Origin of the sequence: Bartonella sp. MU70NMGDW, assembly GCF_042194085.1 — a bacterium.
Classification (GTDB): domain Bacteria; phylum Pseudomonadota; class Alphaproteobacteria; order Rhizobiales; family Rhizobiaceae; genus Bartonella; species Bartonella grahamii.
Map to the genome: position 1 here is coordinate 1 of NZ_JBHIMK010000048.1, position 14,741 is coordinate 14,741.

Annotated in this window: 10 protein-coding genes and 1 tRNA gene; 5 read left to right on the forward strand and 6 right to left on the reverse strand. The window is 35.1% G+C overall.

The annotated features are described in order from the left end of the window. From ACFIKE_RS05845 to ACFIKE_RS05855, 3 genes are all read right to left on the reverse strand, one after another. The coding region (locus tag ACFIKE_RS05845; protein WP_375648628.1) for a hemin-binding protein at positions 1–723 on the reverse strand (723 nt) is incomplete at its 3' end. Positions 724–1,283: 560 nt separating this feature from the next. Continuing rightward, positions 1,284–1,556: a hypothetical protein gene (locus tag ACFIKE_RS05850; RefSeq protein ID WP_375626209.1), complete on the reverse strand. Its 273-nt coding sequence runs from the start codon at positions 1,554–1,556 to the stop codon at positions 1,284–1,286. Further along, positions 1,550–3,925 (reverse strand): mechanosensitive ion channel domain-containing protein, encoded by a 2,376-nt coding sequence (locus ACFIKE_RS05855; protein ID WP_375648629.1) that lies wholly within the window; start codon positions 3,923–3,925, stop codon positions 1,550–1,552. Before ACFIKE_RS05855 ends, ACFIKE_RS05850 begins: the two co-directional genes overlap by 7 nt. 179 nt (positions 3,926–4,104) lie before the next feature. Between ACFIKE_RS05855 and ACFIKE_RS05860 the strand changes: the two genes are divergently transcribed. From ACFIKE_RS05860 to ACFIKE_RS05875, 4 genes are all read left to right on the forward strand, one after another. Continuing rightward, positions 4,105–4,482, forward strand: coding sequence for a hypothetical protein (locus ACFIKE_RS05860; protein WP_375648630.1), 378 nt, complete (start codon positions 4,105–4,107; stop codon positions 4,480–4,482). A gap of 91 nt (positions 4,483–4,573) precedes the next feature. After that, entirely contained in the window at positions 4,574–7,087 is a 2,514-nt protein-coding gene (secD, locus tag ACFIKE_RS05865; protein WP_375626215.1) for a protein translocase subunit SecD, read from the forward strand. 99 nt (positions 7,088–7,186) lie between these two features. Next, positions 7,187–8,938 (forward strand): YbaL family putative K(+) efflux transporter, encoded by a 1,752-nt coding sequence (gene ybaL, locus ACFIKE_RS05870; protein WP_375627221.1) that lies wholly within the window; start codon positions 7,187–7,189, stop codon positions 8,936–8,938. A gap of 15 nt (positions 8,939–8,953) precedes the next feature. Beyond that, positions 8,954–9,907, forward strand: a complete 954-nt coding sequence (locus ACFIKE_RS05875) for a YbhN family protein (RefSeq protein ID WP_375627219.1) — start codon at positions 8,954–8,956, stop codon at positions 9,905–9,907. 1,308 nt (positions 9,908–11,215) lie between these two features. Here ACFIKE_RS05875 and ACFIKE_RS05880 read toward each other — a convergent pair. After that, positions 11,216–11,291, reverse strand: a tRNA-Lys gene (locus ACFIKE_RS05880). Positions 11,292–11,728: 437 nt separating this feature from the next. Between ACFIKE_RS05880 and ACFIKE_RS05885 the strand changes: the two genes are divergently transcribed. Beyond that, complete coding sequence (locus ACFIKE_RS05885) at positions 11,729–13,297, forward strand: TerC family protein (protein WP_375648631.1); 1,569 nt, start codon at positions 11,729–11,731, stop codon at positions 13,295–13,297. A 608-nt stretch (positions 13,298–13,905) separates the two neighbouring features. Here the strand turns inward: ACFIKE_RS05885 and ACFIKE_RS05890 are convergent. Next, positions 13,906–14,016, reverse strand: coding sequence for a hypothetical protein (locus tag ACFIKE_RS05890; RefSeq protein WP_404978559.1), 111 nt, complete (start codon positions 14,014–14,016; stop codon positions 13,906–13,908). Between the two features lie 326 nt (positions 14,017–14,342). Next, entirely contained in the window at positions 14,343–14,474 is a 132-nt protein-coding gene (locus ACFIKE_RS05895) for a hypothetical protein (protein ID WP_375626221.1), read from the reverse strand. Positions 14,475–14,741: the final 267 nt, after the last annotated feature.

Below are 14,741 nucleotides of genomic sequence, written 5' to 3' on the forward strand. Positions count from 1 at the left end.
ACCACCAGCAATATAAGGCATCACACGCCCCGCAGAAAACCCAACACGCACCCGTGTAGCACCTGTCCATTTTTGTTTTAACGTATGATTAAAAGTTAAACTGTCTTTATCCTCTGCAACAGAGCGAGACAAGCCTCTACCCTGTTTCCTGACAAATTTTGCCCTTTTTCGACTTTTTTCTTCAGTGCCCGCTCCTTCAGTGCCCGCTCCTTCAGTGCCCGCTCCTTCAGTACCCGCTCCTTCAGTACCCGCTCCTTCAGTACCCGCTCCTTCAGTACCCGCTCCTTCAGTGCCCGTTCCACCAGCACTCGATTCATCAGCATGAAATCTTGTTTTTGTATCCTTTTTTTCCGTTAAAAGCATATCCGTATCAATCCCCACAATAAAATTATTACCGAGATCAAAATTAACACCTGCATAAAAACCACCTATAAATCCAGAAAGCTCAGGCATATACTGTTTCTCGACAGGTATCCATGGTTTACTTTTACTCTCCTCATCAGGATAGAGAGGAATATCAACATCACGCGTCATTGCAGAAGTCTTACCTGAAAAGCCACCCACTTGCCCCCCGAAATAAATACCTGCCCAAGAAAAAGGTGAAGAAGCAACAACTTCTGAGGCAACGTGTACTGGCTCCTCATGAGCCACCACATCTGCAGCCTGTACTATAGAAGATGAAATCAAAGAAAAAAAAGATGCTGTTATAAATTTTGTATTCATAAAATTATACCCCATTGCTAAATTTAAATATAATCAAAAATCACATTTAGAAAAACAAAGTTTTATAAAATCTTATGCCGAAAAATCGCATGTACTCCTTTATAGTTACATTTAAATCTATCACTAGATTAATATATCATTACATCAAAATTTAATATTATCAAATAAATTTTAAAATATTAGAATAATGAATACTTCAAATAATAAATATTTAATAAAAATACCTATTATATTTTTTAAATGATAAAATATAAAACATTTTGTATCAAAACAAACGCAAAAAATAACAAAATAGTATATTTTATAAATTTTTTTATGAGAAAAATTCTAAAAATGATGTAACTATTTTTAAAAAATCGATATTCATTAAAAATATTATAAATACCTCAATATTTTTATATCCAAAATGCATACTTTAGATTCTATATAGTATAAAAAATATACCTATTTTATACTACAATCATACCTTTTTTCTACCATTTTCTAAAGGATGAGATTATTAATACGACAATATCATTATCCTTCTAAACATTATCTCTAAATAAAAATTCTCAATCATTTTATTTAAAAATTGCTCTTCCCCTACTGATTTCTATATTATCATCTGCCTTTATTGCAAAACGGTCTTTATTAGGAAAAGTTATAAAACATCCCTTCATACAAATTGTAATTGTTTGATGAGTATTTAAAGAAACTTTTGAAGGTATACTTCCCTCGACAACAATGAGAGACTGTACCTTTAAATCTGTATTCTTCACTGTTGCGGCAAAAGCTGTTATGGTAAAAATATTCAATAGAATAACTGTAATCAAAGCATAAATATATTTCAGCATTCTAAGATTCCTTCCTCAGCAAAACGCTTATATAAGACAAATCGAAGAGCATTGGTTACATGAGAAGGTGAGGTAATATTAGGCACATAAATAGCTAAATTAAAGGAAAAACTCTTATGATCAAATGCTGTAAAACTCACCTGCGGGGTAGGATTTTTTAAAACGCCTTCTGTTGCAAAAGCAATCTCCAACAAAATTTCAGCAACATGCTCTGGAGCAACTTTAGATGATACAGTAACTGGTATATCAATTCGTCCTACTTTATTACGTCTAGTCCAATTACTAACGTTGTTATTAATAAGGCTTGAATTGGGAATAATAATCGTCTTACGCTGAATGGTCTCAAGTTCCGTTGCACGCACACTAATACGCTTAACAACACCACCTACTGATCCAGATTCTATATAGTCTCCTATTTTAAACGGTCTGCCAACTAAAATAATAAGTCCAGAGACAAAGTTTTGGACAATATTCTGTAAACCAAAACCTATACCAAGTGAAAGTCCTCCAGCAATAAGAGCGAAATTTCTAAGATCCAAACCTGCCATTGACAATCCCGTCAAAGCAGACACAACAACGCCTCCATAACTTATCACTGTTTTGATAGAATTCCGTATACCAGAATCAAACTCTCCATGAACCAACACCACACTATCTAACCAACCAATAAATCGGCGAATAAGAAACCAGCAAACACAAAAAGAAATAATTCCTGTTATAATAGAAATCAAAGAAAGAGTAATATTTCCAATCTGAAAACCAGTAACCAATTGCCACAATACTGCTTTCAAATCAGAATAGGAAAATCCAAACTGTACAGCAATTGGCATTGCACAAAATACAACAACAAATAAATTGAGAAAAACGCTCACAAAAACTCCCAATTGATTCATCGTTTTTTCTTCTAAATGAAACCTCTGCATCAAAAGATGACCAACCGTTGTTTTCATAAATTGGCCTTTAGTTCCAAGTGCTTGAGCGCTTTGTATTCCTAAATACATGAGAACTAAAAATGCTCCACCAATCATAATTTGCTGCATAATAAAACGTGCAAGACCAACATAACCTAAAAGATTTAACACAAAGAGCAGTACCCCCAAGCCAATAAGAGGAATGCGTATATAAAATGGCCAAAAGTATGGTTCTTTTTTTTCTCCTTGAAAACGCTTACGTCTAAATCGCAAAGGTACAAATGATATTATAAACAGCAATATCGCTACAAGAAAAACAGCAATAAAACTTTTAGCAATTGTCAAAGATAGAGGCGCTGAAATGATTTGATAAATACTATCAAGAACAGCATCAAATGCCAACACACCCGCTAAAGAAGTGAGTAAAATCACTAATTGATAAGCAGACGATGGTGCAATACTGAGAAGACGCGCATGGGGCATATTCGAAGATAAAAGAACAATTGCTAAGCGATTGATTAAAAATACTAAAATAATCTGACAACCTATCATATCAAAAACTGTTGTAAGCTTACCTAGATCTAAGTTAAAACTACGAAACAAAAACAACACAAGATAAACGCAAAGAGTACATATAAGCGAAGGTAAGAGAACTGAAATAAAGGCGATCAATAAGCGTTGTAAATAAGATATTTCCTCATTAGACTTCCTAAAGTGGCAATACACATGAACAAGAACTTTTCGAGAAAAATACGAAAGACCCAAAGTGATAAAAAGTGGAATTAAAAAGGAAAGAAATAGTTGTAACAACTTGAAATAAAATATAAAATTCCACCAAGAATTTAACAACAAAAGAAAATCTGATGAAGCCTCTTTTGTTTTTTGGGCGAGCTGTTTAACCATCGGAATCGAAAACTCAAACCTATACGTAAGCGTGCGTTTAAAAAGCTCCCGAGATTGAGAAATAGAAAGTTCAGCTATCCCATTTGCCGCTAAGAAAATTTCTTCAAAACGAAGCATGATACTGTTAATTTTAGCTTTTTGCTCTATCAAGTAAGAATACTCTTTCACTGAGCTTTTCAGTTTTTTTACGTCACGATGAAGCTCTGTTAATTGATCAAGAAGTGTATTAATCTCATTAAGAGGAGGACGCAAAACAAATGCTGCCTCAATAGCACGTTCACTGATATCTTGTGCACGTAACCGCAATTCTTCTAAAGAACGCTCATCTTCTGACTTTCTGTCAAAATCTCTTTTTAAAGTTTCACTATTTTCTTCAAGAGTCTTAATAATCAACTGTTGTTGTTGAATAATTTCATCAACTGAATAAGAATCTATTGTTTGTTCGACAATTGTATTTTGTGCACCCCTATTCCCCCATGCACCAGAATTAAATACAAAGATAATCCCCAAAAGAAGGAAAAGTATGTGGATGTTTTCTCTACAAAATGAATACATATCGACCTTATGCGCACAAAAAGGATTTTATCCCCCCTCCTTAATATGGTATAAAGCAGATATTTTCAACTTTTGTAGAATAATCTTATAAAAGCTTTCCCTTATCCTATAATACTGATAATAAGAGAAAAGGATAATAAATAAGCTGAACTCAATAAGATTAAAGAAGGCACTCTAGCATGTGTTTTTTGCACCTCTATTGCAAAAAAGAAAATTTTCTTCCTTTGACAACTTGGATTTTTCTATCCAGTTTAGGTGTATTCTTGACGAGCAACCTAGGAACGCGTGCCTATTTAATCAAACAGTCACACACTAATAATACCATTAAAACGAATAGATTTGATTTACACAATAAGCGTGATCAGTTGAATGTTACCACAACTGAAAACAAAAAACTTGTAACACTCCATACAGAATCTATTTTTACGAGAACCCTTCAAAAAATCCTAATATTGGATTTCTTTTTAATAAAGATTCCAGCTATTGATACGCGATTTCGTAGCGTTAAAACGCAATATTTCTCAAATAAACGCGCTCCTCCTAATGAACACACTTAAATTCTCTTCCTTGAATATAAAACGATCATCTTATTTTACTTGTGCTTTTAACTTTGAATAACTGTTAGATTGCCTATTAGCGGAATATATCATGCGTACACCTGGTTGGTTAACTACCCTTTATTGTTTTATTCTTTTAAGCAGCATTTATGTTGCCTTACCCAATTTATTTTCATACGAACAAGTTAAAAACTCGAAATTCTTACCCGACACCCGTGTAGCACTTGGTCTTGACCTTCAAGGAGGCTCTTCTCTCCTGCTCGAGGTTGATAGCAAAACGTTAAAACGCGATCAGTTACACATAGTTTTAGGCAGTGTACGCAATGTATTGCGTGAAAAACAAATCCGCACCTCAAGTGTGCGTATCGTTGAAGATAGCATTATTGCCCTTATTTCTGATCCATCGCAAACTGAAAAAGCACTCTCTGCTTTGAAAACATTAATAACCCCCATACACAGTAGCTTTGGTACAACAGAACATAACATCACGATCAGTGCTCAAAATGAAACTCTCCGCGTCACATTAACGGAAGCTGGTATAAAAGACCGTGTAAGCAATGCTATTGAACAAAGCTTAGAAATCATCCGTCGCCGTATAGATCAAGTTGGTGTTTCAGAACCAGCCATCCAAAAGGTCGGAAATGATCGTATTATGGTCCAATTGCCCGGACTACAAGATCCAAAACAACTACGTGATCTTTTAGGAACAACCGCTAAGATGAGTTTTCATCTTGTTCCTTCTAATGTGGACCCCAATAATCCCCCTATAGGTGTTTCTATTCTTCCTGGATATACTGATGCAACACAACATTATGCGATTTATGATCAAATCGCTTTAGATGGAAATGTCCTGAAAGATGCCCGTGCAGGTTTTGACCCCCAAATACCAGGACGTTCCATTATTTCATTTACTCTAGATTCCGCTGGTGCAAAAATATTTGCCGATATAACACGACAAAATATTAACCGTCCTTTTGCTATTGTTTTAGATAATAAGGTTTTAACCGCTCCGACCATCAATAGTGTCATTCCCAATGGACAAGGCCAAATTACAGGAAACTTTGACCCAAAAGAAGCCTCAACTCTGGCTGCTTTGCTTCGTGCTGGTTCCCTCCCCGCACCACTCACGGTCATTGAAGAGAGAACCGTAGGTCCAAATCTTGGTGCTGATGCCATCCAAATGGGACTTTACACCGGCATAATTGGCTTTATTCTTGTTGCAATTTTTATTTTTCTTCTCTACCGCATTTGGGGATTAATTGCCAATATAGCACTAGCTCTACACACGATTTTAACATTTGCTGCACTGAGTCTTTTGGGAGCTACGCTTACCCTGCCTGGTATTGCTGGTATTATTTTAGGCATCGGTATTGCTGTTGATGCTAATATTCTCATCAATGAACGTATCCGTGAAGAAAGTCGAAAAGGTGTGGGTGCTTTTGCAGCCCTAGATCGTGGATTTAAACACGCTTTTGCAACCATTGTTGATGCAAATGTTACAGCAATTATAGCGACCGTCTTACTATTTTGGTTCGGTACTGGTCCCGTTCGTGGTTTTGCCGTAACAATGTTGCTTGGTATTATCATCTCCATGTTTACAAATATCACCATTGTACGCATCATCATGATTTGGATCGTTCGTAAATGGAAAATTAAAAAATTGCATATTCACTCTGCTTTCAACATCCTGCCACAAAACACAACTTTCCACTTTATGAAAGCACGCTTCATTGGTATTGGCGTCTCAATTGTTTTATCAATGGCTTCAGTTTTTCTCTTTTTTAAGCCTGGATTGAATTTCGGAATTGATTTCATTGGCGGAAGCCAAATGAGTATTACCACGAAAGCACCAGCAGATCTAGCAACTCTGCGTTCCAAGCTTTCTACTCTTAATATTGGTGAAGTTACCTTGCAAAATATTGATAACGAAAATACCGTATTAATTCGCATGCAGAAACAAAGCGGTAGCGAAGCACAACAAACCATCGCCATTGATAAGGTCAAAACAGCTGTACAAAATATCTATCCCGATACCACATTCGATCAAATAGAAGTTGTTGGTCCCAAAATTTCAGGCGAGCTTGCCACAGCTGCTTTTACTGCTGTTATTCTTGCGGCTATTGCCATGTCTCTCTATATATGGTTACGCTTCGAGTGGTTCTTTGCCATTGGAGCAATTATCACTCTCATTCTAGACACCACAAAAATGATTGGCTTTTTTGCTTTATTTCAATTTGATTTTAATTTAACGGCTATCGCTGCACTCTTAACAATTGTTGGATATTCTATAAATGATAAAGTTGTCGTCTATGATAGGATGCGCGAGAATATGCGTCTTTATAAAAAAATGCCGTTGCGCGAGCTGATTGATCTGTCAATTAATCAGGTTCTTGTACGTTGTTTTTTTACATCAGCCACAACAATTCTTGCTATGCTCCCCATGGCGATATGGGGTGGAAGTGCTGTGCATAATTTTGCATTGCCCATGGTCTTTGGGATTATTATTGCAACATCATCCTCTATCTTTATTGCTGCTCCTATTTTACTCCTGCTAGGAAATTGGTGGCGTGAACGAAATAATCGTGCGAATACCAAAGTGAAATAAAAATGCCCTTTAATACGTATGATACATTTCGCCTCTCTTCTCATAGAAATATAATCATTTTCATTCATTCGCTTTTTGATCAAGAATAGTAAATAATCCATGCTCCACGACACACCACTTATCACAACTATTGTTGCAGGTTTATGTTTAGCATTTCTCTTGGGAATGATTGCTAGCCGTTTGCGTATTTCACCACTTGTAGGCTATTTGTTAGCTGGTGTTATTGTGGGACCCAATACAGGCGGATTTAAAATAGATTCCGTCATCATTAATCAACTTGCTGAAATTGGCATTATTTTGCTGATGTTTGGTGTTGGGCTCCACTTTTCATTAAAAGATCTTTTATCTGTCAAAGCTATTGCTGTCCCCGCTGCTATTGCACAAATGGCATTTTCTACTTTTCTAGGTTTGTGCCTTGGTTTGATTATGGGATGGGGCTTCAGTGGTAGTTTGATCTTCGGTCTTGCTTTATCCATAGCAAGTACTGTTATCCTGCTACGTGCTTTGCAGGAGCGTCATCTTATTGAAACAGAAAAAGGACGCATTGCAGTTGGATGGTTGATTATTGAGGATTTAGCAATGGTCCTTATACTTGTTCTCATCCCTTCCTTGGCAAGTGCCATCAGCAATACCAAAAAAGAAGCGTTTGATCCTCTTGTTCAATGGTTGGATTTAAGTATTTGGGGTATTTTTGGTCTCACCATCCTGAAAGTGATTGTATTTATTGCACTTATGCTCGTCATTGGGCGACGCGTTATCCCATGGCTTTTAAAAATGAGCGCACAATCGGGATCCCGTGAATTATTTCGTCTTAGCGTCTTTGCTATTGCATTAGGAGTAGCTTTCGGAGCCGCTCATTTATTTGGTGTTTCCCTTTCTCTTGGTGCTTTTTTTGCTGGTATGGTCATGAGCGAATCAGAATTAAGCCACCGTGCCGCAGAAGAATCTTTACCACTGCGCGATGCCTTTTCTGTTCTCTTTTTTGTTTCTGTAGGCATGTTATTTGACCCAGAGAAACTCTTAACTCATTTTTTTCCTCTCTTAGCAACCTTATTCATTATCGTAATCGGAAAATCTGCTGTTGCCTTTTTCATCGTTAAGGCTTTTCGCTATTCTAATGCAACAGCTTTGACTATTTCTGCAAGCCTTGCCCAAATCGGAGAATTTTCCTTTATCCTTGCTGGTTTAAGTTTAAGCTTAGGACTTTTAAACAATGACGCTCATGATTTAATTCTTGGAGGAGCAATTTTTTCTATTTTGCTCAATCCTCTTGTTTTCATTGCCTGTAATAAAATTAAAAAACGTCTAGAAAAAAATTCTGCATCTTCACAAAATGCCCAAACAATTATTGATATTGATCCACAAGATCCCGACCAAGATTTTTTACCGATGACCTTAAAAAATAACCATATCGTAATTATTGGCTATGGTCGTATTGGTAAGTGTGTTGCATTATCTTTAATAAATAGAGGTAAACCTGTAGTGATCGTAGAAGAATCAAAACGCCTCTCTGATAAAGCGATTGCAGATGGCTTTGAGGCTATTTGCGGCAATATCATTCAACAAGAAATAATGGACGCAGCAAATATAAATAATGCACATAAAGTTGTTATTACAATGCGAAGCACCATTGAAGTAGGAGAATGTATCGTGAATATACGGGATATGAAGAAAGATATCCATATAATCACACATGCATTATCCGACACAGAAACAGCATATCTCATTGATTTAGGTGCTGATGTTGTAGTAACGGATGATGAAGAAATTGCCAATGGCATTATGGAGTATATAACGGAACGAAGATCTGTACGGAATACGCTCAACCATGAAAATTTACAGAAAACATAAAATGGATAAAGAATCGTGAAAATAAAGCAATTTATATGGCCCTTGATTGGTATCTTAGCAATGCTGATATCTATTCGGATTCTTTATATGAAACTCTCTGCCATTTCATTTGGGGATGTATTGGAGCGCTTGAGCGATTTAAATGCACAGCATTGGTTACTAGCCTGTTTATGTTCTCTCCTAGCTTATGCTGCTCTTGCTGGATATGATCGAATTGCCTTGCAACATCTAGGGCATAAAATTTCTTGGATTTTTATCGCTATATGTTCATTTACAACCTACGCTCTTTCACACAATATCGGTGCTTCAGTTTTTTCTGGTGCCGTTGTGCGCTATCGTGCCTATAAAATGAAAGGATTAAACGGAACAGAAATCGCAATATTAGTAGGTTTTTGCTCTTTTACTTTTGTAATCGGAACAATCTTACTTTTGGGAATCGTTTTGGTGCTGCAACCCGAAATTATCACCCTCATTCACAAAGAACTTCCTGAATGGTTAGGAACAACGGTTGGAGCAATTTTACTCAGCTGTATAGCACTTTATACGTTTGGTAGCTGGCTTCAGTTAAAACCCTTACGCTTAGGTAAGAAAATTCAACTTTCTTATCCACGGTTGAAAATTGTTATTCAACAGCTTCTCATTAGCCCTCTAGAGCTTTTAGGAGCAGCAGGAATTATATATGCTGTTCTCCCACACAATGCAGATATTCATTTTATCTCTGTTCTTGGTGTTTTCCTAGCATCTTTTACGATAACTCTTCTCTCCAATGCTCCAGCAGGAGGAGTAGGAGTTCTTGAAGCTCTCTTCATAACAGGCATGCCCAATATAAATCCAACCGATGTTATTGCAGCACTTATTGTCTTTAGAATGTTTTATTTGATTATACCGCTCATCATTTCATTATTTGTGGTCGCCATTTTTGAAGCGCATCAATATTGGAAAAGAGCCTCCAAAACACCACCTGAATAAATAAAAGGCTATCAACGACTTCTTTTTTGTATGCCTATAAAGATTATAATCTATACTAAATTCGATTGTATATGTAAATTAATACAATCATTATTTGTATTTATCTTTTTTATATTGAAACTTGAAGGTCCTCTTTTATAAGAATCTTACTTTACGAAAAACATAGAAATATTTATCTATTTTCCTTCAAAAAAACTCCCATAAAATTGGATACTAAAAGTACTATTTCATAGTGTAATCGATTTTTATGTTAGATAAAGCACATGATTGCAAAACTTTTTGCAAAAAACAAATGCGCAAAATTAAAAACCTCTATCTGAAAATAATTTCATTTTATTGTTTGAAAAGAAAATTTATTATAGATAAAGAATACCTAAAGAACCCTTTTAATGAAAGAGCAAGCCTGCACCATTATACTATTTTTCCAATGTTGTGATAACTTTTAGCGCTTCAGAACGTTAATAAGAATCATTTTTATGCTTTTCTTCAATAGTCTTTATCCACACGTTAATCTCATTTATGATGCAAAAATAATAATTTTAATTAATTCATTATAAGAGGGATTGAAACAAAAGAAGTTTATTATAATAAAGTTTTTTTCAAAAAAAGAATAATTAATTATTATAAATCAATATATTATAATGATTCTGAGCAGCTTTCTTAATGTTTATCTTTTTAGCGGTTAAGCTAAAGGCAAAACAGTATAGCGTAACTGTAAGGTCTAATATTTAAAAACTTGAAGCCTTATTAAAGCTTATTTTCTGTCGTTTAGCAGGTATTAGCTTTAAACAATTAAACTGATCTAATTTTATTCCTGTTATGTCCATCTAACTACTTTGTTTTATCTTGATTTATCCTCTTGGAATACTGATGATTATTACAGAGATTTTTTGTTTAAGTAGGAGAGTTATCAAAAAATATCCACGCTACTGACACAACTAAAATGTAAAGTTTCTTCTATCTTTAAACAATATGCCAAAAATCCAAAAAAAATTTAATCAATTTATATTAAAAGAAGTGAAAACTGTTGATTTTTATACCCCTTTAATAACACAATTGTCGGTAAGAAACTTCTCCTTACCAATTGCGATTAAAAAAAAGAAACAATACGCATTAAAAGATCTTTAAATGTCTTTTGGAAGTTCTTTAAGCCCTCTAAAAGTACAAAACCTGATGACTAAGCTATATCAACAATCTTCACTTTTAAACAAATGCATATGGGGAAATCCTACTTCCCAATTTTATTTAGCAACTCGTATCTTAAAAAATTTACGCAATCAATTAAGTTATTTATGGTATAAAATCGAATGGTGGGTGATGAGGGGATCGAACCCACGACCCGCTGATTAAGAGTCAGCTGCTCTACCGACTGAGCTAATCACCCATAAGCTTCCCAAAAGATGAGAATGAGCGTTTCTATAACGCTCCTAAGGATGGATGTCCAGATATTTTGTTGTTTGTTATATAGACTCATTGTCTGTAAGGTTAAAAATATGATATTCTCCACTTGATCTTATATAAAAATAAACCCATTATAAGAAGCTTTATAAATAAATGTTCTGATTGTTATACAGAATCTATAGTTGGAGGATTATCGAGCATAATGCCCGAGCAAAATTTAGAGGAACCTTCTTGTGGTTTTAAGCGGGATGGGGCATCATTTTGTTTTATCAGTAATCACATGCATTCAAGCAATATTTTGCTGGTTTTTTCGTTGAATATAAATTTTTTTACATTCAATGTTCATGATCCAATATACGAATAAAAGCCTATGAATTTTTTTTGTCAATCGCGCGCTTTTAAGCTTCTAAAAGGTAAGGAATGATGGAATGGATCACTGATCCCCATGCGTGGTTTGGTTTGATCACGTTGGTTTTTCTCGAAATTGTTTTAGGAATAGATAACCTTATCTTTATTGCAATTTTAGCTGAAAAATTGCCACTGCATTTGCGTGACCGCGCACGCTTTCTAGGTCTTACTTTAGCATTAATTATGCGGCTCTTCCTTCTTACAGTTATCGGATGGGTTATGAGACTCGATAGTGTAATTCTTTCATTTTCATCTTTTGTCTTTAGTTGGCATAGCTTTATTTTAATCGGTGGTGGAGCCTTTTTGCTCGCAAAGGGAACGCTAGAATTACATGAAAGATTAGAAGGGATATCACATGAAAGAAAAACAGGCGTTGCTTATGCTGTTTTTTGGCAAGTAATTGTTCAAATCGTGGTGCTGGATGCCGTTTTTTCACTAGACAGTATTATTACCGCAACAGGGATGATTGCAAAAGAGCAGGCAACAGTTATGTATATCGCAGTCATAGCTGCTATGGGAGTAATGATGTGCGGATCTGGTGTTCTTATGCGTTTTATTAATCGTCATCCCACTATTGTAATCCTCTGTCTTGGTTTTTTGATGATGATTGGTTTTACTCTCATTGTTGAAGGATTTGGTTTTCATATTCCAAAAGGGTATTTGTATGCTGCTATTGGTTTTTCTGTTCTCATTGAAGCTTTTAATCAAATTGGACGTCGTAACCGTGAAAAAATGATTAAAACAAATGATCTACGCAGTAGAACAGCTGATGCTGTTTTGAGGCTCTTAGGAGGAGGAAGTAAAGATAGTCATCTTGCTGAGACTGTAGATGTTATTGCTGAACAGGCTGCAGCTTCTGAGTTGTTTAGACCAGAAGAAAAGGAGATGATTCGTGGTGTTCTCGATTTAGCTGATCGCCCTGTTCGCTCTATCATGTCGCCGCGTAATGAGATTGAGTGGTTAGATTTAAATGCTGATGAAAATGAAATGCGTGAAGAATTACAAAAGGTTAAACATAGCCGCTTAATTCTTGCGCGTGAAAAAGTAGATGAATTTGTTGGCGTTGCGTTGACAAAAGATCTTCTTTTGAATTTGGCTGAGGGGAAAAAAATTAATTGGAAAAAAGCTATGCGAGAACCCCTCGTTGTTCATGAAAATACAAGTGTTTTACGATTGATGGAGCAATTACGTCATTCTTCGATTCAGCTTGCAATTATTGTTGATGAACATGGATCTTTTGAAGGAATTGCAACACCAACCGATATTCTTGAAGCTATTGCAGGAGACTTTCCCGATGACGATGAAGAACTCATGATCGCAGAACAACTTGAAAATGGCAGTCTTCTTGTTGAGGGATATGCTGATATCCGCCGTTTAAGTGGTTATCTTGGGCGTAACCTTGTGGATGAAGCAGATCGTTATACGACTCTGGCAGGCTTTATGCTTTGGCAGTTTGGTCATTTACCAAATGAGGGAGAAAGTTTTGAAACTGATGGTTTACACTTTAAAGTGATTGAAATGGAACGCCGAAACATATCTAAAATCCTTATTTCTCCAATTGTCTTACCAGAAAAAAGCTAATTCTTTTTATAAGCAAGATGAATAAAAAGATTTTTTTATGATTAAAAATTGAAAAGAATAAGAAGTTGATGACTTAATTGCATTTCATTATTTTTATATTTTTTAAGCGTAAAGTAATGAACATACAAAAGTTATGTTATCAATAAACTTTCCATTATAAAAATTTTCATTGATGATTTACAAAAAGCTGTAAGAGAAAAAATGATGCAAAATTATTTGTCAATGGTCATTAATCTCAAAAATTATGAATATATACAACATATTGATTTATAATAATTATTTATTATAACATTAGCTTCACATCAAGAAATCATCTTTCAAACATCAGATTTCTTCCAATGGATAGAACTCCGCCATTGTTGGGTTCACTCAACTGATAATGGCAGCGTTAAACTAGACTCTGGTTCCTATAATTTTTTGAGATCTTCTTGATATTTCTTATCTTTTGTTTCGATAAATTTAGCTATTTTTTTCCTTCCAAGAATGAAGCTCCACCTCTCTGGAAAGCTCTTATTAAGAACTTTGTTTTTCTTCCACATGGCTCATATTTTTTGCTACTTTTGCAATTAAAGTGTAGCTGAGTTTCTTAGATTTCACCACTTCTTTGGCTAAAGCCAATGCACGTTCAAGATGAGTCTTTTGGGTATTTTCATCAAAGCTAAATGATCCCCTGCACTGAAACTTTGATAATAAGATTGTAAGGTTGCAACATTACCCAATAAAGCCAGTGCACCAATATGAAGTAGCTATAATCTGCATCATCTATCTTGATAACCTTATTGCCTCAACTTCACTCTTTTGCCAAGGTAGTGCTCCATATCTGGAATAAAAGCATTTATGAAGATCAATTTTTTTCTATCGCCTATTTCAAGAGATAATCAAGCTTAATTCCAACCAATCCGCATATATTTCTTCTTCACAAACTCTCAACCCCTTTTTATAAAAATCAAGTTGTAGATCTTGTAAGTGCTGAGAATTGATAGGGATCAATTACCATGCAGGCAGTAGCTAAAATACCAGTACTAATCGAAACTCCAACATCAAATTACGGATAACCTTTGATAATTGCGTCATTATAAAGAATTTGTACTTCACAATCTGGTAGTTGATAACGTGCTGAATAATTATCTACCTCTTTAATTTTTTCAACAGACCAATCAAGATTTTTGAAGAACACTGTTGCACTCTCCATGGCTAAAAAATTCTTTGCTCTACCTCAAAAGAGGTTGTATCCATATCAAAAGTCAAAAGCGAAGCAGATTTTTGCAAATAAAATTGATAACGCCGTATAAGAGAAGAATCTTATCATAAAAAACACACAACAAAGTCAATAGTTTGTGTGAAATTATTTCATATGAATTCCATTTAGAATTCACACTTTATACGTGATTCAATTGACCATTTTTTATAAACAATTGCCATGTATGAATAGACTATAAAAAGC